This window comes from Microbulbifer regidiadema (SeqCode), from assembly GCF_052467605.1.
On the sequence record NZ_CP174316.1, the window covers coordinates 2,563,223 to 2,582,584 of the forward strand.

Annotated in this window: 14 protein-coding genes; 3 read left to right on the forward strand and 11 right to left on the reverse strand. The window is 52.3% G+C overall.

The features are described from left to right. Nucleotides 1-48 precede the first annotated feature (48 nt). Nucleotides 49-750, reverse strand: coding sequence for a putative adhesin (locus ACJJIF_RS11825; protein ID WP_444928552.1), 702 nt, complete (start codon nucleotides 748-750; stop codon nucleotides 49-51). 570 nt (nucleotides 751-1,320) lie between these two features. On the opposite strand from ACJJIF_RS11825, the gene ACJJIF_RS11830 reads away from it, so the two are divergent. Then, entirely contained in the window at nucleotides 1,321-1,515 is a 195-nt protein-coding gene (locus ACJJIF_RS11830) for a hypothetical protein (RefSeq protein WP_444928553.1), read from the forward strand. Between the two features lie 202 nt (nucleotides 1,516-1,717). Here the strand turns inward: ACJJIF_RS11830 and fnr (ACJJIF_RS11835) are convergent, their stop codons facing one another. Both fnr (ACJJIF_RS11835) and ACJJIF_RS11840 read right to left on the reverse strand, forming a co-directional pair. Beyond that, a complete protein-coding gene (fnr, locus tag ACJJIF_RS11835; RefSeq protein ID WP_444928554.1) occupies nucleotides 1,718-2,449 on the reverse strand; it encodes a fumarate/nitrate reduction transcriptional regulator Fnr in 732 nt (243 codons plus the stop codon). A 224-nt stretch (nucleotides 2,450-2,673) separates the two neighbouring features. After that, complete coding sequence (locus ACJJIF_RS11840) at nucleotides 2,674-3,540, reverse strand: SDR family oxidoreductase (protein ID WP_444928555.1); 867 nt, start codon at nucleotides 3,538-3,540, stop codon at nucleotides 2,674-2,676. Between the two features lie 316 nt (nucleotides 3,541-3,856). Here ACJJIF_RS11840 and ACJJIF_RS11845 point away from each other — a divergent pair, with 316 nt between their 5' ends. Further along, on the forward strand, nucleotides 3,857-4,882 hold the full coding sequence (locus ACJJIF_RS11845; protein ID WP_444928556.1) for an adenosine deaminase: 1,026 nt from the start codon (nucleotides 3,857-3,859) through the stop codon (nucleotides 4,880-4,882). 61 nt (nucleotides 4,883-4,943) lie between these two features. On the opposite strand, the gene fnr (ACJJIF_RS11850) is transcribed toward ACJJIF_RS11845, so the two are convergent. The 5 genes from fnr (ACJJIF_RS11850) to ACJJIF_RS11870 form a co-directional block, all read right to left on the reverse strand. Further along, the gene (fnr, locus tag ACJJIF_RS11850; RefSeq protein ID WP_444928557.1) at nucleotides 4,944-5,672 is read right to left on the reverse strand and encodes a fumarate/nitrate reduction transcriptional regulator Fnr; all 729 of its coding nucleotides are present in this window, start codon (nucleotides 5,670-5,672) and stop codon (nucleotides 4,944-4,946) included. 70 nt (nucleotides 5,673-5,742) lie between these two features. Then, nucleotides 5,743-7,131: an oxygen-independent coproporphyrinogen III oxidase gene (gene hemN, locus ACJJIF_RS11855; RefSeq protein WP_444928558.1), complete on the reverse strand. Its 1,389-nt coding sequence runs from the start codon at nucleotides 7,129-7,131 to the stop codon at nucleotides 5,743-5,745. Between the two features lie 117 nt (nucleotides 7,132-7,248). Further along, the gene (locus tag ACJJIF_RS11860) at nucleotides 7,249-7,947 is read right to left on the reverse strand and encodes an OmpW/AlkL family protein (RefSeq protein ID WP_444928559.1); all 699 of its coding nucleotides are present in this window, start codon (nucleotides 7,945-7,947) and stop codon (nucleotides 7,249-7,251) included. 383 nt (nucleotides 7,948-8,330) lie between these two features. Further along, nucleotides 8,331-9,236: a 3-hydroxyisobutyrate dehydrogenase gene (gene mmsB, locus ACJJIF_RS11865; RefSeq protein ID WP_444928560.1), complete on the reverse strand. Its 906-nt coding sequence runs from the start codon at nucleotides 9,234-9,236 to the stop codon at nucleotides 8,331-8,333. A 72-nt stretch (nucleotides 9,237-9,308) separates the two neighbouring features. Then, on the reverse strand, nucleotides 9,309-10,415 hold the full coding sequence (locus tag ACJJIF_RS11870) for an enoyl-CoA hydratase/isomerase family protein (protein WP_444928561.1): 1,107 nt from the start codon (nucleotides 10,413-10,415) through the stop codon (nucleotides 9,309-9,311). 180 nt (nucleotides 10,416-10,595) lie between these two features. Between ACJJIF_RS11870 and ettA the strand changes: the two genes are divergently transcribed. Continuing rightward, nucleotides 10,596-12,260, forward strand: coding sequence for an energy-dependent translational throttle protein EttA (gene ettA / locus ACJJIF_RS11875; RefSeq protein WP_444928562.1), 1,665 nt, complete (start codon nucleotides 10,596-10,598; stop codon nucleotides 12,258-12,260). Nucleotides 12,261-12,837: 577 nt separating this feature from the next. Here ettA and ACJJIF_RS11880 read toward each other — a convergent pair. From ACJJIF_RS11880 to ACJJIF_RS11890, 3 genes are read right to left on the reverse strand one after another with little or no spacing between them, the layout of a single operon-like run. Beyond that, nucleotides 12,838-14,955 carry an ATP-binding cassette domain-containing protein gene (locus ACJJIF_RS11880; protein WP_444928563.1) on the reverse strand — a complete coding sequence of 706 codons (2,118 nt, stop codon included), beginning with the start codon at nucleotides 14,953-14,955 and terminating at the stop codon, nucleotides 12,838-12,840. After that, complete coding sequence (locus ACJJIF_RS11885) at nucleotides 14,945-17,683, reverse strand: ATP-binding cassette domain-containing protein (protein ID WP_444928564.1); 2,739 nt, start codon at nucleotides 17,681-17,683, stop codon at nucleotides 14,945-14,947. Before ACJJIF_RS11885 ends, ACJJIF_RS11880 begins: the two co-directional genes overlap by 11 nt. Continuing rightward, nucleotides 17,680-18,723 carry an HlyD family secretion protein gene (locus ACJJIF_RS11890; RefSeq protein ID WP_444928565.1) on the reverse strand — a complete coding sequence of 348 codons (1,044 nt, stop codon included), beginning with the start codon at nucleotides 18,721-18,723 and terminating at the stop codon, nucleotides 17,680-17,682. The genes ACJJIF_RS11885 and ACJJIF_RS11890 overlap by 4 nt, the downstream gene beginning before the upstream one ends. Nucleotides 18,724-19,362 lie beyond the last annotated feature (639 nt).

Genomic DNA, 19,362 nt, shown 5'->3' on the forward strand with positions numbered 1-19,362 from the left:
TTTACGCCCCCCTTTTTTTTATACCCAACCTGATCCGATAGTTATTTTCTAAATATTCGCCTTCCGACGCTTACTGTCCCAGGAAGGAGTTCCCATAAAGATATTACCTGCGGTTAGCTCATTGCGACAGAAAGAGCAGTAGATATTGTCATAGTGCAGCCCATTTCGGTGCAAAATATTCAGCACATCCACCAGCGTTGGATTACTTTTGCCAAATCTATTGCGAATCGTCAAAAAGTTAGCCTCCATCTTTGTTGTATAGAGCGAAGCGCCAACCTTTGCATCGTACATAGATTTTTGAAATGGATCATTCAAATCATATTGCTGCAATCTCGCCTGATTGCGAATGGCTTTTATATTGTGGTTGTGAGCATTATCCACAACTTGTTGAATTTGAGCGTAACTCTCGTCATCGGCAACGAAAGGGCGGGATAGACGGCCAAAAATTTGTCCCGCAGTAGTGCCATGGTAGCCCTGGAACTTGCTCAGGGTATAGTTGCGCCCCATCTTGCCCTTGGCAATATGCTCGTGAACTTTTGCCTTTCCATCGACCACATCCTGTAGGCCCGGGTCTTCCAGGGTATAGCCGTGGGGCGCAAAGAAAAGCAAATTATCTCCACCGTGGCCCTTGTTATAAAACATCTGCTTGGTGGCGGCACCGTGGGCAGAGATGACCAGCTCTGGCGCATCTCCTACATTAGTCCCTTCCGGCGCAAAAATTTTGACTAAATCAAGTTCACGAACAGGCATATGGCACCTATCTATCCATCTAAAATCGAGTTCAACAGGAGGAGGGAGCCCCTCCAAGCAAAACCATCGTACCAACAGGCTACAATGACTAGATATTCACACTCAATAGGTATTCGGTATTTTTTTGCTATGCGTCACGAAGAGAAAAATTTGGAAGCTGGGCACTGGGCGAAAAAACATAGATTTGGGAATCTATGGAAATAAGCCATATAAATATGTCGGAAGTGTGACAACCATAAGAAGTCATTAGAAAAGAAATTTAAAGCAGCTATTAGGCTTTACAGTAGCAGGATTCAATAAAAAATATCTTGATCAGGCAACAGATGATGACCAATAGTGGCAATGCGTTCATATTGAACATCCAAAAGACACCACCTTAGTTTTTACGGCCAACCCAACTAAAATCTTTAAAAAATACCGACTAGATGGTTGGCCTATGAACTTTGCTATCCCTGGATAGCGTACCGATAAGAAGATTACTAAAACTCACCTCAATGCGGCAGAAAGAGCGGCAAATATTTTCATAGTGTAAGTTGTTTCTATGCAGAATATTAAGAACCTCTACCAGGTATGGAATTATCCATCTTTGCCCTGCTGCGAATCATCAATAAATCTGCCGATATCACCGGTTTCCCCTCCCCTTTTGCCATAAAAGATTGGGGCAGCCAGGGAACATCCGTGCGGGGAAAAGAAAAAGAGGTTGCCTTCTCCGTGTCTCTTGGGGTGAAAAAATCTGTTTGGTCGCCGCGCAGTGAGCAGAAATAATCAAGTCTGGGGCTGCACCGATCTGTGTTTCTTCCGCCGCGAAAATCTTAATTAATTCAAGCGCTCTAACAGGCATACTTCCTTTCCTCTCATTTTTTATTCTTTAACACGTCCTGGTGCCATACTGGAAAGGTGGCTATGACCAGCCAGTTATTATCCAGCCAGTGAAAAATCAACAAAGATGAATGCTCAACTACAGATCCTACTGCTCCCCCTTATAAACACAGTGAGCGCCGGCCAAATTACCTAATGCCGGCAGGTTGAGAATTTCAACTGTGCGACCACTAACTCTTATCAGCCCCTCTCGCTGAAAGCGGGAAAATAAGCGACTGACTGTTTCTGCCGTCAATCCGAGATAGTTAGCAATATCCATTCTCGGCATGGAAAGCACAAACTCACGGGGGGAGTAGCCGCGACAGGCGTATCGACTGGAAATATTCATCAGCAGCGCAGCAAGACGCGCATCCGCTGAACGCTTACCCAGCAGCATCAGTATTTCATTCTCCTGGCGCAGTTCCTCGGAAAAAATACTGTAGATCTGCTGTTGTAGTGCCGGAATTTCCTGAGCGAGGTTTTCCAGCTGATCAAACGGAAGAAGGCACACGCTGCTATCTTCCAGTGCCTCCGCATAGCTGGGATGCATCCGACTGCTATAGGCATCGAGCCCCAGCAGCTCACCGGGAAGAGCAAAATGCGTTACCTGGGTATCCCCATCTGCGGCAATAATCACCGTTTTGATACACCCGGAGCGGATCGCGTAGAGGTTTTGGAATGGATCTCCCGCACGGTATAAAACCTCCCCCGCATTAATCATTTTCTTTCTGCGGGTAATACGCTCAAGTCGATCAATATCGGCCTGTAGCAGCCCGGCTGGCAAACACAGGCGCCTGACAGAGCAATTACTACAGCTTACCGGCACAGATAACTGGGTCATAGTGAGGCAACCGGGAAACCTTTTGCCTATTGTACTATTAGCCCGGGCACAAAACGGGTAACTCCCCTCCCCTTTCGTGACCAACTGCCGCAAGCGGGTTCACCCTACAATGACGTCCGGTAACCCGCTCAGCGCCCAGTAGGTCGCCCTATACCTAAAAACCTCTAACTTGAAGTTAGACTTCAAAATAAAGGGAAATCTTTATCCGCTAATTGAGCAAAGTGCTAAATCGTCGGCAAAAAGGCCTCGATAACCATTTTTTGCTGTTTTTTGCCGTCCTGATCCAAGCCGGTCTTAAAGTGACACAACTCATTGGCCCAGGGGGAGGTTCTGATTCGAACCGGGGGCTCTTCGGCCTGTACAACCTGTAAAACCACGGCGGCTACCTGATCAGAGGTTTGATATATTTCAGCCGTTTGCTCCGGGCTGCGCGAACGCATACCGCCAATATAGTGATTGAATACCGACTGGTATTCATCTTCGGGGTACCCTTGACTCTGCTCCAGCTGCGAAAGCAAGTTATTGGCAAACTCAGAGTGAATACCGCCGGGCTCGACTGCGGTAAAGTTAATATTAAATGCCGGTGTCACATAGCTGGCCAGGGCTTCTGTATAGCCCTCTACGGCAAATTTGGCCGCACAGTACAGCTCATTAAATGGCTGCCCCACCAGCCCCCCCACCGATGAAATATTGACAACATGACCGCTGCGGGCCTTGCGCATATGGGGGAGAACCGCTTTGGTACAGCGAACCACACCGAGGTAGTTGACCTCGGTCACCCAACGCATTTCCTCTTCACTTGCATGCTCAGTGGTTTTTACAAAGCCTGCACCGGCATTATTGATAAGAATATCGATGCGCCCCGCATCGCGGATAACGGTATCTACGCAATGCTGGATACTCTCCGGGTCTGTGACATCCAGCTTCATCACCTCAAGAGCGCCCTCTGCGGGAGCGGTACTTGTCAGCTGCGCGGCCTTGGAGAGATCTCTCATGGTGGCATAAACCCTAAATCCCTGCCTCGCCATTTCCAGTGCCAAACTCTGTCCCAATCCAGTAGAAGTTCCAGTAATCAGGGCCACCTTACTCATTGCGCTCTCCTCAGTACCAATCATTACAAGATCAAAATGTAAACTAGCCAGTGCAGTATACCTACGAACAACAAAAAGTAAACCCACCAGTGTAATTTTAAGCTGCAAAGCAACAGGCCCGCTTTGTAGCAAGGGCCGCACATAGACTTCCAAGTCAGAAAACCCTACATGATAGGCTCCGCCCGCTTTATTCTCCGGAAGCGTAACCTGATACCATAGCGACCCATTCACCACCCGGTGACCATACCAGTGTGCGAGTAGCGCTTAAGCTCTCGCTCACTTCTGTTTAAAGATAGCCCCGTAATAAGGTATTTCTATGTCCATTGCCGATTTGAACTTTTTGCAGGCACTGCCAAAAGCTGAGCTTCATCTCCATATCGAGGGCTCCCTCGAACCGGAGTTAATGTTCGAGTTGAGCAAGCGCAACAATATTGAAATCCCCTTTTCCAGTATCGAGGAAATCAGAGCGGCGTATAAGTTTCATAACTTACAGTCATTTCTCGATATTTATTACCAGGGTGCATCGGTCCTGATCCACGAGCGGGATTTTTATGACCTGACTATGGCTTACCTCAAACGCTGCCGTGAGGATAATGTTGTCCACACCGAGATATTCTTTGATCCTCAAACCCATACGGACAGAGGCATTGATATCGGAGTCGTTATTAATGGTATTAATAGCGCACTGCGCGATGCAGAAAATGAATGGGGCATCAGCAGCCATCTAATTTTGTGTTTCCTGCGCCACCTGAGTGAAGAGGAAGCCATCGCCACACTGGAAGCGGCACAGCCCTATCTAAACTTGATTAAAGGGGTTGGACTGGATTCCTCCGAGCTGGGACACCCGCCGAGCAAATTTCAAAAAGTTTTTGCTATGGCCGAAGAACTGGGACTGGAAAGAGTGGCCCATGCCGGCGAAGAGGGACCTGCCGAATATATCGTAGAGGCTCTCGATTTACTGAATGTCAGCCGTATTGATCACGGTGTTCGCTGCGTTGAGGATGAGGCACTGATTGAGCGCCTGAAGATAGAAAATATCCCCCTGACCGTTTGCCCCCTATCCAATACCGCACTGTGTGTTTACGACGATATGAGTCAACACCCAATTCTCTCGCTGCTCGAGCGGGGCCTGTGCGTTACTGTCAATGCCGATGATCCCGCTTACTTTGGCGGCTATGTTAATAAAAATTATTTGGCCCTCAGCGAAAGCCTGGGCATGACTCAAGAGCAGGCCAAACAACTAGCCCTTAACAGTTTTAAGGCGAGTTATATTTCTGCAGCGGACAAAGCGAAATGGGCAGAGGTCATTTCAGCAATCGAGACCGTTAGCGCAGCCGAATAAAATAGAGGGTGTCCTGGCTTTACTGCCAGGACACTGCATCAGCGGTTATTGGCGTCTAGATTTAATCTTCATCATAACCGCAGTGAGTACCCGCAAGCTCACTGAGTTCTATCAAGTTGATAATTTCAACGGATCGTCCACTGACCTTAATTAATTTCTCGCGCTGAAAACGCGAGAAAAGCCGACTGACGGTTTCTGCGGTCAAGCCCAGATAATTGGCGATGTCGGTGCGCGGCATCGATAACACAAAAGCACTGTGAGAGTATCCGCGGCGTGCATAGCGGCTGGAAATATTGATCAGAAGTGCCGCCAGGCGGGTATCCGCAGAGCGCTTACCCAACAGCATTAAAATATCATTTTCCTGGCGCAGTTCCTCGGAAAAAATACTGTAAATCTGCTGCTGTAGTGCAGTGACCTGCTGAGCCAAAATTTCCAGTTGGGTAAACGGCAGTAGACAAACACTGCTGTCTTCCAGTGCCTCGGCGTAGCTCGGGTGCACCCGGGTACTGTAGGCATCCAGCCCAAGTATTTCACCAGGTAAAGCAAAGTGGGTCACCTGGGTATCACCATCAGCCGCAATCACCACCGTCTTGAAGCTGCCTGAACGAATGGCATAAAGATTGGCAAATGGGTCACCCGCTCTATAGAGAGTCTCCCCCGCTTTGACTATTTTTTTTCGACGAGTGATCTGCTCTAGCCGATCAATATCAGGCTGACACAAACCCGCAGGCAAACATAAACGTCTGACTGAACAGTTGCCACAACTAACCGCTGCCGAGGAATCCATCATACTAAACCGGTCGGAAAATTAATTTGCCGCAATTGTAACGGCTGTCGACGCATTCGTCTCCTACCGGCAGCTATAGAACTCGCGAATATTTCGCATCGGTTTGCTGACTGTGCAAATAGCTATCGAATGCAGCGGCAACATTCCGCACAAACCAGCGCCCCTCTTCAGTAACAATAATATTTTGCTTATCCTGATAAATTAGACCATCGTCAAACATAGGCTGTAAGCGCAGTAACTCTTCGGAAAAATATTCCTCAAAGGGGACGCCGATGCGCTGCTCAACAAGCTCTTTATCCAGACTTAAGCGGCACATCAATTCACTAATAATCCACTGGCGCAAACGATCTTCATCATCCATTAACCAGCCTCGGCAGGCGGCTGATTTGCCCTCGCCAATTGCCTGAGTATATTCCTTTAGACGGTGTAAATTTTGCCAGTAGCCATCGCGGCTGTAGCTGATTGCCGATGCCCCCAAGCCGACCAGAGCATCGGCCGGCATCAGGGTGTAGCCCTGGAAATTGCGCTGTAACATACCGGCGTGTGCGGCCTTAGCCAGCTCATCCCCAGGGCGGGCAAAGTGGTCCATCCCCAAAAATTCGTACCCCGCCCGACCCAGGTGCTCTACAGCGGCCAGTTGCATCGCCACTTTCTCTGCGGCAGAGGGGATCAGATCGGTATCAATCAGGCGCTGGGCCTTAAATCGATGGGGCAGGTGTGCATAGTGATAGAGGGCAATACGATCCGGTTGCAACTCCAGTACCTTATCCAAGGTGCGGTGCAAGCTGTCGAGGCCCTGCTTGGGCAATCCGTAAATCAAATCATAGGAAATAGATTCAAAACCGCGCTCGCGCGCCGCTACGGTCAGCTCAGTGACTTGGTCGGCACTGCAAATACGGTTAATGGAGCGCTGCACGTCGATATCAAAATCCTGCACCCCCAGGCTCAAACGGTTAAAGCCCAATTCCCGCAATGTATCCAGAGTCTCTAATTCCAGGGTGCGGGGGTCGGCTTCAATACTGTATTCCACCCCATCCCCCGGGCGCAAATCAAACACTTCGGCCAGGCCTTCCATCAGGCGACGCATATCGCTATCGCTCAGGAAAGTCGGCGTGCCACCCCCCAGGTGCAACTGGGTAACGGGCACATCAGCCACTTTATCCCGGTACCACTGCGCCTCCTGCAACAGGTGGTCCAGGTAACTGGACGCCAGGCCATACTGGTGCGTGATAACTTTATTGCAGGCGCAGAAGTAGCAAAGGGAGCGACAAAAGGGGATGTGGACATAGAGGGACAGGCTGTGAATATCTTGCAGTGCAGCCCAGGGCTCAATGCCATTTAAAGCGTGAAAACGATCGGCGGTAGGATACGAGGTGTAGCGCGGGCAGGGTCCGCTGTAGCGGGATAAGAGTTCTTCAGACAAGCCTCCCACGGGGCTTTTAATCTCTTGCTTCATATTCATTCACACCTCGTTCGGTAGTTTGCTTGGAAAGCCGACACAAACAAAAAAGCAGCCACCGGGTCTTCGACCAGAAAACCACAGTGACTGCTCTACCCCAGACCTATTTATTGCTACCTTTTAGAAGCGGTAGCCCAGACCAGCCATATAAACCAGCGGATCGATATCCACATTGGCAGTCACTTCACCCAGGCCAGGCACTTTGACGGTGGCGTCGGTTTCGATGTCCATCCAGAACACCGACATATTGAACAGCCAGCGTTGATCGGCACCGAAGGTAAAATCGATACCGGCCTCTGCGGCCAGGCCAAATGAATTGTCCAGGGACAGCTCTGCATCACCGGTGGCGCCGAGGCTTGCGAAAGCGGCATCGGCAGTGCTGCTGATTTCTTCATCGAAGAAAGCGGTGTAGTTCACACCCAGGCCCACGTACGGCTGAATATTGGACTGCGCTTCCATCGGGTACCACTGTACTAACAGGGTCGGCGGCAGGTGCTTGGTTTCACCCAGGTTAAAGCTGCCCAGGCCCTCGCCAACCACTTCGATATCGTGGCTAAATGGCGTTGCCGCAACCAGTTCCACACCCCAGTGCTCGCGGAACATGTAGACGCCAGTCAGGCCCAGTGCGGAACCGTTATCAACATCAACACCGGTTTGGCTGATGCCGGTCCCATTCAGGGAAAGAACGCTGGAATCCGTATCGGGTGCTACCGTGGCGATACCACCGCGCAGAATAAAACTGCCCTCTTCATAAGCCAGTGCGGGTGCAGAAATTGCGGCGGTCAAGGCGACTGTCGCAAAAGCAGTTAGACGGTTCATTAACTTCTCCATAAAGCGATTAGGCATTTTTCCCGACTCAGGAAGGCCCCCCTCCAGGCACAATCACAAGTCGCAGACAGGTTAACCGCAGGCTACTTGAGACAGCTTGATCCAAATCAAGCTGCCGAATTACCTGGAAAAAAATCCATTGGCACCATGTCAAAGTACAGCGATTGCACCGCTCAAGGGGGCATATCCGGAAAGGGGCGGGGAAGATAGCGACTCTCGCCGCCCGAGGGAACCGAGCGGCCAGTACTAGCTGGCACCAATTTACCAATTTGCGAACCAGTACAAATTTTTCCTTTAGGCGACAGCCTTGCAAACAAAAAAGTGGCCAAAGTTACACCACAGCAGGCCAGGGCCCACTGTGGTGTAATCCCCCTCTAGGCCTGCCTGCCCGCCGGGCGACGGAACATATTCTGAATACTGGAGAAGTCCAACTGCCGGTTTTCCTCACTGGCGCCGTGCAGTTGGTAAAGGTTTTTTGCCAGCGCCCCCATGGGGGTTGACGATGCGCTGGTGGAGGCCGCATCCATCGCCAACCCCAAATCTTTGAGCATCAGTGCCACACTGAAACCACCGGCATAACCCTTGGCCGAAGGCACACACTCCATAGTGCCCGGGTAGGGGTTGTAGTTAGCCAGAGACCAGTTATTGCCGGAACTTTCACACATAATCTCGCTGAGCACCCCCGCATCCAGGCCCTGATCTACCCCGAGTTGCAGGGCCTCAGCGGTACCGGTCATATGGATGGCGAGCAATAGGTTATTGCAGATCTTTGCCACCTGCCCAGCGCCGGCGGCACCGGCATGGAATATTTTGCCGCCCATCACCTGTAGTGGGCCCTGCGCCGCATCGAATGCCGCTTTATCCCCGCCACACATAAAGCAGAGCCTACCCGCCTGTGCCGCTGCCGTACCGCCGGATACCGGGGCGTCTATGGCGCGCAGGCCCAACTCCGCAGCGGTGTGGCCGAGCAGGCTGGCGTCCTCTGCGGAGATGGTCGAGCAATCGATAATCAGGGTACTGGACGGGAGTTGCCGCAACAGTCCCGCCTCCCCCAAGTAGAGACCCTTAACCGCATCGCCGCTGGGCAGCATGGAAATAACCATATCCGCCCCTTCAATCGCTTGCTCGGCGCTGTCACAGGGCTGGCAGCCGTCCCGCTGGGCCTGCTCCAGAGCCGCAGGGCTCAAATCGAATGCCGCCACGGTGTAGCCGGCCTTCGCCAGGTTGGCAGCCATGGGGCCACCCATATTACCCAGACCAAAAAAGGCTATTTTTTCCATAAAAGCCACTTCCTATTTTGTTTGTTGGTAGCTCCGGTATTTAACCCCCGGGGCGCTCGGTAAATACAACCTCTACAAGTCGGCCAGCGGGTGCTCACTGTTCCAGGGCCCGACAAAACAGCTTTCCAGCTGCTCCGGGGTAATTTGCTCTAAATTGTCCGGCTGCCACTTGGGTTTGCGATCTTTATCGATTAACAGTGCGCGCACCCCTTCCTTGAAGTGGCCGCTGGCACAGAGGTTTACCGCGAGTGCCAGCTCCATACGATAGATATCCGCCAGAGACAAATGTCGAGCCCGCTGTAATTGCTCCCACACAACCCACGGCGTCAGTGGAGAACCGCCCGCCAAAGTAGCAGCTGCACGCTGCAACCACTTATCCTCGCCACCATAAGCTGTGATAGCCGCACACACTTCCGGCAGGGTGGCAAAATCCGTGAGCTGCTGGATCTGCTCATAGTGCTCCCGCAGGGGGGACTCGGGGCGCTCCAGAGCTGGCAGCTCCATAGATTTAAGGCAGTTACTAATTAATTGGTGATTGGCGCCCTCACTTTCGCCGAAGCTGAGCGCCGCCAGTGCCGACAAGACGGTTTCGCGCTGCGCTTGGCCGATAATGCGGTCCGCCATACCGGCAAACAGGGCGTCAGCGCCATTAAACTGCGCACCGGTCAGCCCCAGGAAGAGCCCCAGACGTCCGGGCATACGGTTCAGGAACCAGCTGCCCCCCACATCGGGAAACAGGCCAATGGTGATCTCCGGCATTGCCATACGCGTGGTTTCAGTCACAATTCGGTGGCTGGCTCCCGCCATAATGCCGATACCGCCCCCCATCACGAAGCCGCCTCCCCACACCACAATCGGCTTGGTGTAAGTGTGTATCTGGTAGTCCAGGCGATACTCGCGGGAGAAGAAATCGCTGGTATAGCTGTAGTCCGGGGTCTCTCCGTAGGCGGCGGACTCCCGATACAGTGCAACCACATCGCCGCCGGCACAGAGGGCCTTGTCGCCGCTGCCATCGATCCAGACTGCCGCCACTTCACGGTCCTCAGCCCACAGGCCCAACTGTGCCGACAGCAGATCGATCATGGAGGAATTTAACGCGTTGAGCGCCTTGGGGAGATTTAGGGTCGCGATCGCCAGGGCGCCGCGCCGGGAAAACAATACCGGGGAATCCTGATCCATTTTTATTCGTCTTATCGTTCTTGTACTAGATAGCGTCGCAGTTAAGCACAGATCACATTCGACGTCAGCCACATGCGAGTACATCCGCCTATCGCAAGCGCACCCGGTTGCACTTTTTACGCAAACTGATAAGTTGCGCGCAAAATCTGACCGATTCCAACACCCATTACGGAACCCCAAATGGCCGAATACGTTTACACCATGAACCGGGTGGGCAAAGTAGTGCCCCCCAAGCGCGAGATCCTCAAGGACATCTCCCTCTCCTTCTTCCCCGGCGCCAAGATCGGCGTACTGGGTCTCAACGGCGCAGGTAAATCCACCCTGTTGCGCATTATGGCCGGGGTCGACCAAGACTTTAACGGCGAAGCCCGCGCCATGCCCGGCATCAAAGTCGGCTACCTGCCCCAGGAGCCGCAACTCGACGCCAACAAGACCGTGCGCGGCAACGTGGAAGACGGCGTGCGCGAAGCCATCGACGCCCTCGCCGGCCTGGAACAGGTCTACGCCGACTACGCCGAGCCCGATGCAGACTTCGATGCCCTGGCCAAGAAGCAGCAGCAATTCGAAGATATTATCCAGGCCTGGGACGCCCACAACCTGGAGCACCGCCTGGAAGTCGCCGCAGACGCCCTGCGCCTGCCGCCCTGGGATGCGGATGTGAACAACCTGTCCGGCGGTGAGAAGCGCCGTGTGGCCCTGTGCCGCCTGCTGCTGTCGCGCCCGGATATGCTGCTCCTGGACGAACCCACCAACCACCTGGATGCGGAATCTGTATTCTGGCTGGAGCGCTTCCTGCACGACTTCACCGGCACTGTGGTTGCTATCACCCACGACCGCTACTTCCTCGACAATGTTGCCGGCTGGATTCTGGAACTGGACCGCGGTCACGGCATCCCCTGGGAAGGCAACTACACCACTTGGCTGGAACAGAAAGAGAAGCGCCTGGAGCAGGAACAGCGCGGCGAGCAGGCCCGCGCCAAAGCCATGCAGAAGGAACTCGAGTGGGCGCGCCAGAACCCCAAGGGCCGCCAGTCCAAGAACAAAGCCCGCCTGTCCCGCCTGGAGGAAATGCAATCCCAGGACTTCCAGGCCCGCAACGAAACCAACGAGATCTACATTCCACCCGGCGAGCGCCTCGGCGACAATGTGATTGAGTTTAAAGAAGTGAACAAGGGCTTCGGCGAGCGCCTGCTGATCGACAACCTGTCCTTCCGCGTACCCAAGGGCGCGATTGTGGGTATCGTCGGCGGTAACGGTGCCGGTAAGTCCACCCTGTTCCGTATGATCAGCGGCACCGAGCAGCCGGATTCCGGCGAGATCAAGATGGGTGAAACCGTTAAGGTCGCCTACGTTGAGCAGGGCCGTGAGAATCTGGATGACAGCAAGACCGTATGGGAAGCCATCTCAGACGGCCACGATATGCTCAAGATCAACAACTACGAAGTGGGCTCGCGCAACTATGTTGGCCGCTTTAACTTTAAGGGCAGTGACCAGCAGAAGCGCGTCGGCGAGCTCTCCGGCGGTGAGCGCGGACGCCTGCACCTGGCCTACACCCTCAAGCAGGGCGCCAACGTACTGCTGTTAGACGAACCCTCCAACGATCTGGATATCGAAACCCTGCGCGCCCTGGAAGAAGCCCTGCTCAACTTCCCCGGCTGTGCCCTGGTTATCTCGCACGACCGCTGGTTCCTGGACCGTGTTGCCACTCATATCCTCGCCTATGAGGGAGAGAGTGAAGCGGTATTCTTCGAGGGTAACTACACCGAGTACCACGAGGACTTTGTGCAGCGCAAAGGTGAAGACGCGACACCGCATCGGATGCACTATAAGAAGCTTAAGACCTGATCTCAAAAGTAAAAAAGCCCGCTTGCGCGGGCTTTTTTATGGTTGAAGCAATAAACACGAGTTGACAATTGGAACTCGTGTTTATTTATCAAGCTTCTTAGCTTTGTATACGAGGTGGCTCAATTCCGATTTCTGGGCCTGCACAAATATCTGTTTCAAGGTTCATATAAATCTCCTGTCGTATAATTTGTTTTTAACAAATATCCAATTAAGCCATTGGATAGCACTAAGCTTAACCTGATTACACTAGGTTACACCATCAATAATCAATAATTATGGGTGAGCAGTCACAATTAAAACTTTTATTTGGCGCAAAAAGCCACTCAAGTTGACCAAAAAATTTCTAGCCAAAGCAAAAATAAAAGATGAACGTCATATTAAAGCACCGCTCCCCACTCAATTGGTACGAAAGTTGTAAATAAAATATTTTGCTCTCTGCAGAATTAAATTCAGCTCAGCCCCTATTCAATTTAACACCAAGACTATAAATCTATTAGTGCAGAGCACCTTCTAAACCAATTAAACTTTAAGAAAAATTAGAAGCTAAAGCCTCATAAAAACTTGCTTACATAATCAGCTACGGGTGGGCAATCACCATCAGGGTTTTTGTATTTTTTTGCACACAGGCTATCGCCATACGTAGGTTTTCCGGATCAAGTGCGGCAAAACTCTCATCCAACACCACCAACTCAGCATTCTGTAAGACCGCGCGGGCAATAAATAAACGGCTCATCTCCCCGTGAGACAGTCGCCAACCCATTTCACCCACGGTTTGTAACATTCCCGCTGGCATTTTTTTCAACAGCGGGGTAAGGCCCAGCTCGTCACAGATTGTATAAGCTCTGCGCAAACTTTCTTGGTGTGGTGGCCACTGATCTCCCATCAATAAGTTGAATAAAAAGGTATCCCCCAGCACATGATTCTCATGAAACTGCGGAGCAGAAGCTACCATTTTGCGCCAGGACTCGGCACCAATACTGGTACGATCGTAACCATTTAAGAGCAGCAGACCGTCATCGGGCTGCTGGATACCAGTCAAGATATTAGCCAGAGTAGACTTCCCCGAGCCGGAAGCGCCCTGCAACAAAAGCCGATCGCCAGGATAAATACTGAGATTGCAACCGGCCAATACCGCTTGATCCTTCCCCTTATAGGTAAAGCGAATATCACGCAGGTAGCACAGCGGTTGCGAAGAATTTTTCTGGCCTGCCGACATAGCTATTGCCAAGCCCGTGCTTCCCCTTAGCTGGAGGTCTTCCAGATAAAATAACTCACGAACTTTTTCCCAGGAAACTGCTGCACTCAGTGCACTGGTAAAGCCCCCCATACATTTAAGGACTGCACGGTACCCCAATAACATAGCGCCGAAGGCAATGGCGAGCTGGGCGCTACTGGCACTGCCAGCAATAAATATGGGAGCCAATCCTATCACCCCAAGGAGCAGCCAGAGGCGCGGCAGTAAAACTTGTAAGCTCGCCATGGTGTTATCCATATGCGAGGAACTCTCCAGGTAATCGCTCAATTCACTATCTTCACCCCGGTGCCAATCGGTGGACGCCTGCTGAGCCAAACGAGTGCGGTGGCCGATCATTTTTTCAATTAAACGGTGCGTCATGGACAGGCGCTGCACTGTCCACTGACGACGGCTGCGGTACTGCGCCCGTCCCAGAAAAAATGCGGCTATTAAAAATAGGGGCAAAGTCGCTATATACACGAGGCCGCCAGCTCCCAGCAATAAAATTGCGGCCGCGATTAACAACTCTACGGCACCGAGCAACAATAAAAAGGCCCCCTGCAAGGCGCTGGCTTCAATATTTTCTGCATCGTAAACTCTACCCAATACCTGACCTGTGCCCATATGGCGAATACGACTGGGAATAGCACGCAAGGCACTGGCGAGCAGCCGCTGTTTGAGCAGCGCACCGGTTTCAACAGAAACTACACCTTGCAGCCGAGCGGTGAGCAAGGTTAAAGGAACCTGAGTGATCAACAACAATACCCAGGCGGATAGCCAGCCGGTATCGATATGACCACCGAGCACCGCTCGGCCGATTACCCACCAGCTGCACAGGAAAATAGCCATCTGGACACTGTGGCAGGCAAGCATAGCGGCAAAGCGCCAATACAAACCGCGCTGGCGAAGCTGCTGCCAAAAAGATCGGTGAGAGGGGGAGCGCAACAGCCAGAAGTCCTCCAGCTGTACAGCGGCGAGATTTTCCCGCAACAGCGCAGCCATGGCTCGCTTGCGTCGGCGCCCTTGAATATTTGCACTATCCAGCAATTGCTCGATACGCTGGCGCTGGGGCTCTTCCAACTCGCACGCCAACTGGCGAATCACCGGCTCAACGCAGATTTTTTCCGTTCGCAAAGCCGGTGTAAGCAAGTGCAGCTTACGCCCCCGGCCACCACATAGCGCGATAAAATAGTCGCCCTCGCCAAAGCGCAGCCGCAACAGCGCCGGAGCGGCCCGCAGCAGCATGGTCTCCAGTTCTGCGTAGCCACAACTCACCTGTTCTACCAGCAGGTCCAGGGCCTCGGCCCCCGCCTGTAAGCGGGCCGGTAATTCCAGGACGCCCTCCGCAGAATTATACTCTCCCATCTCAGGTTGCAAACCGCAGTGTTTCGCCAGCGCTTGCAAGGCGGCCTCTAATTGCGATGCGGGCCAGCAATAGGAAATCAATGTCTCACTGCTCACGAGCGACCTCCACAGGCCGGGAGACTGGAGAGCTGCCAAGTCCCCTTTGCATCTCGGTCAAATGACCACTGGCCATCCGCAAATGACGCCAGTGGCTACCCTGCCAGCACTCTTGCCAGAGGCTGCTCTCGGCTGCCAGCAGCTGTGTATAGCGAGAGTTGCTCCGGGCTTGCAGCTCGCTGGGCTTACCATCCTCAACGATACCACCATCCTCCACGACCAGAACACGGGAGAAATCCCGGGTTTCACTGATATCGTGGGTAATACAAATCAGGGTGACCCCCTGCCAGACTTCCCGCACACGACTCATCAGGCGCTGCCGCTGCTGGCGATCAAGGCCCCTGAACGGTTCATCCAGGATCACGCAGGCCGTTTCCTCACGGCCAAGTGCACGCCCCAGGCGCACACGCTGCCCCTCGCCACCACTAACCAGGGCACCACTTTCCCCCAGCGGGCTCTGCAATCCCTCCGGTAGCGCCGCCACCAGCTTGAGCAAATCCGCTTGCTGTAAAATGGGGTAAAGCGGGGCACCGGGCTTATTGCCGTAACTCAGGTTTTCTAACAGGCTGTTGCTCCACAACTGAATTGCAGGGTCCACCCAGGCACAGTGCAGGCGAAAGCGCTGCAATAACTCGCCTTTCAATTCACTGCCATTTAGCATGACACGACCACTGGCGGGCTTGTGCCACCCCAGCAACAATCCGGCCAGACTCGACTTGCCAGCGCCGGACGCCCCGACAATAGCAATTTGCTCACCGGGGCTAATCTCCAGATTTACCTTGTTGAGAATAGTGCGGCCACTGGCATTAACACTGACATTATCAAACTTAATACCCACCGGCTTTGTCGGGGAGAACTCAATACTATCGGCGGACTTGTTGTCCGCATCCGCCTCAGTGACAGCTTGTAGGGGTTCGAGCGCCCTCAGTAAAAGGTTGCGCTGCTGGGGATAGCTGCGCATTAGCCCGGCAATCTCTTCACCCAGTGGCGGCAGTGCCAGTACCCAATAGATCAGCAACAGCAGATCAGGGCTCGCCCCTCGCGCGTTAACGCAATAAATCACCAATACACTACTCAGGGTACAGTTCACCAATAGCTGCACCGCCTGACTATTGAGCTGAAAACGCAACGAGGCATATCCGGCCCTTATCCATTCGGTAAGCAAATTTTCATGCTCCCGCCGAACAGACTCACTGGCGCCGTGGGTGCGAATCGGAATAACTCCCAGCAGGGCATCCATATAAAAGCGCGCCAGGGCTCCGGCATGAGTCTGCACCCGCATACTGTAATCAGTGAGTACCGGCTGAAACAGTAAAGGAACAGCAATCTGCAATACCGACATAACGAGCACCAGCGGTGCCGCCGCAGGAGCCAACCAGATAATTCCCAGCGCAGTAGCTAATAGCGAGAAAATCTTAAAGATAATACCCGCTCCAAGAGCGGGTAAGCTCCTCAAAGCGACAATGCGGTGTGAGCGCTCGGCCGTATCAGAAGTCGGACGGCTCTGAAAGAAGTGATCGGGTATTCGCGGCAGTGCGGCCAAAAAGCGCATGCGGAAACGGTTTTCCAGGCGGCGCCCTATCATCATTTGAACTTTTGCTGTAGGAAACTGCAATAGCATTAAGGTGAGCATAAAGCCCAGTAGTAGTGCAATTGTGCCTGCCCGCTGCACCTCAGTCGCCAACTCACTGTGGATATCAATCAATCCACGAAAAAGTAAGACTTCAAACATCAACCCTACTACGGCTCCGAGCATGGCAATAAATATTGTCAGCGGTGCAATCAGTCCATCTTCACGTATCAATCCCCAGAGCTGCTTGAGCGGCTTCACCGGCGGCTCTCGCAAAGCTCTCGATAGCGCTTCCGATTTCGGTTTAACCTCACCGATATTGCGCACGCCTTTTACACTCACAATAACCGCACCACGGAACTCCAACTGCTCCGGCATCAGTTCAATGTTTTGTGTAGGCTCACTTCCACCCGGGCGAGATGGCCGCGCACACCAGTAATTCTCCGGAACTAATACAAATGCTTGGCTGGTATCCGTCGAAAACTCAACAGATAGCCGCTGCAAAATAGCGCTGACTTCAGCCCCCCGTTTTATCGCACCAGAGGTGACCAGTGAGGTAAGCATCCGAATAGAGGCATCGAGAAAGGCCAGGGAGAGCCAACTTTGATCCTTTAAGGCTTTTTCACACAGAGCGCTGGCCACCGTATCGGTGACCTTTAGCTGTGCAATACGCTCTTTAAGCGGGGCAATAAAATCATCCCCCCCCGCCCAGCTTCGCCACCCCTGAGGGGGCACCCGTGCAGTGTGAACGTGCAGCTCATCTAAAAAGCGGCGCGCACTGGGCCAGCGTCTACCACTGGCTGGGTCCATCACCTGCACAACCCCGCGATGATTTCTCCAGGCCACCACAAAATGGGTATTGCCGTTGGGTAGCCGCACCACAACCAACCCGGGTAAGTATCCAGGCGAGTTCAATAGGAGGTGATCCACTGGCACGACCATCTGGGCAGCATCCAGCCCCAGCTCTACCGCAATCTTTTCCAGGGTATTTATCGAGGTACCATCTACATCCGTCTGACAGGCATCGCGCAAGTGACCGTAATGAGTGCTTACACCAAAGCCTTCAAGCAGGCACTTTAGCGAGGCCGGACCGCAATCCATATTAGAGGTCTGCACGACCTCTGGAACTAGCCAACGTATTTTCTGCCTCGCGGTCACGCTCCCCCCTCCACACTCTCTTCGGGAGCTTTACCTGAGAGTATCTCTCCAGTTCGTTGTAAAAGCAGCTGATAAGGTGTTTTCTTACCTGTGGCAATTTCTACTCTAGCCGGTAAATCGTGCAGTAAGGGAAGCTGGGGTGGCATCTCGCCTTGCAGGGAGAGCTGCACAAGAACTTTGCCCTGCTGAACAGCACTGGCCACGCGCTCTACACGAGCTTGCAGTTGTCCATAGCGGGTCCAGGAAAAGCCATCCAGCTTTACTTGGGCCTCCTGCCCCGGCTGAATATGCCCCAGCGCCAGCGCCGGGGGGAAAAATGCCAATATAGAGATAGCCCCCTCTGCTTGGATCGTTGCAACCTGCTGTCCGGCGGCCAGTACTTCACCCTCGCGAATTTTCGCCAGTGACGCCAGTCTGCCAGCAATAGGGGCACGCAAGTTCTGTTCACTCATCGCAAGATGATTCTGTTGAATACGGGTATCAACTTCCGCGAGTTTGCCTTTAATATCCTGACCCCGCTGATTCAAGGTACTCACTTCGAGCTCGTATTCACTGATGAGCTGTGCTCGACGAACCTCCAAGGCGCTAATATCTGCTTGCACTTTGAGGGTTGCCATCGCCATTTGCTGATAGGTTCGTTTTGCAGCTAGGTAATCCAACTCTGAACTTTGCTGTTTCTGCAACAACTGCTCATAGCGGTCGGCAACATCCGCTTGTATTTTTTGGTTACTGACCTGAAGTTGGTACTGCTGTTTCAATAACTTCAACTGATCATCAATAGCCTTTTGATCTTCAGTAAACTTTTTATCCCGTAAATTTTGTTCACGCTGCACCGAGTAAAGCTGGCCCTGTAGACTTTCAGCTACTTGGGTATCACCTTCCAAGCTCAAATCTAGTACTGATGTATCAAGTTGTATCAATGTGTCCCCAGCTTCAAGGGTATCACCCAGTTCAGCATCAACAGCAATAACCCGGCCTACCCTTTGCGTACTAATATGGACGGTATTCTGCTCCTGCTCCAGCCTCGCATTATCACTCACGCTGTAGATAGTAATTTCTTTTTTAAAGAGCCAAGTAGACCAAGCGATCAGGAGAAGCCCCCCCAATAAAGCAGCAGCTACCGAGGCACGGACAGAATCTGAGACAATAGCTCGAGTGGTATAAAAAAAAGGCGTTGACAATGTGAAAAACCTATAAATCGCTATCACACAAAACAGATAAGAAACTTAAACTTTCCTCTTGACTTTATTATGGTTTCCTTCAAAACCAAGATATAAAGATTAAGCTTCTTTTATGCAATCCTAAACTGTACCTATTGATACATTTAGAAAAGAGTGACCCGCAGAAAGAAACACCTGCCACCTCTTCTCTACTAAAAGATCAAAGATGCCAGATTTACGTACTAAAGAAAAGTGACTCAAACCAAGGACAGCACCAACAGATGGCAGAGGAGCAATACTAACAGGCGGTCAAGAAGGCCAGCATAGATATCACCAGGAACTATTACACTAACTGCCAGCAAACTAGAATTCCAGCACAACCGCAAATAGAAGATATATACCACCTACAACACTTCTACAAGGATAAGGCCTCAACATCGCTCTTGGTTAAATGCTGATTCGCTCTCTTAAAAACCTCTCACTCCACCAAGAGAAAATCCATCAAAATTCATTAGATTT

Bases quoted from the DNA above. Each gene is read 5' to 3' on its own strand.
- ACJJIF_RS11825 (WP_444928552.1), bottom strand. From the start codon at position 750: ATGCCTGTTCGTGAACTTGATTTAGTCAAAATTTTTGCGCCGGAAGGG.
- mmsB (WP_444928560.1), bottom strand. From the start codon at position 9,236: ATGGAAAAAATAGCCTTTTTTGGTCTGGGTAATATGGGTGGCCCCATG.
- fnr (WP_444928557.1), bottom strand. From the start codon at position 5,672: ATGATGGATTCCTCGGCAGCGGTTAGTTGTGGCAACTGTTCAGTCAGA.
- ACJJIF_RS11870 (WP_444928561.1), bottom strand. From the start codon at position 10,415: ATGGATCAGGATTCCCCGGTATTGTTTTCCCGGCGCGGCGCCCTGGCG.
- ACJJIF_RS11840 (WP_444928555.1), bottom strand. From the start codon at position 3,540: ATGAGTAAGGTGGCCCTGATTACTGGAACTTCTACTGGATTGGGACAG.
- ettA (WP_444928562.1), top strand. From the start codon at position 10,596: ATGGCCGAATACGTTTACACCATGAACCGGGTGGGCAAAGTAGTGCCC.
- ACJJIF_RS11860 (WP_444928559.1), bottom strand. From the start codon at position 7,947: ATGAACCGTCTAACTGCTTTTGCGACAGTCGCCTTGACCGCCGCAATT.
- hemN (WP_444928558.1), bottom strand. From the start codon at position 7,131: ATGAATATGAAGCAAGAGATTAAAAGCCCCGTGGGAGGCTTGTCTGAA.
- ACJJIF_RS11845 (WP_444928556.1), top strand. From the start codon at position 3,857: ATGTCCATTGCCGATTTGAACTTTTTGCAGGCACTGCCAAAAGCTGAG.
- ACJJIF_RS11830 (WP_444928553.1), top strand. From the start codon at position 1,321: ATGGAATTATCCATCTTTGCCCTGCTGCGAATCATCAATAAATCTGCC.
- fnr (WP_444928554.1), bottom strand. From the start codon at position 2,449: ATGACCCAGTTATCTGTGCCGGTAAGCTGTAGTAATTGCTCTGTCAGG.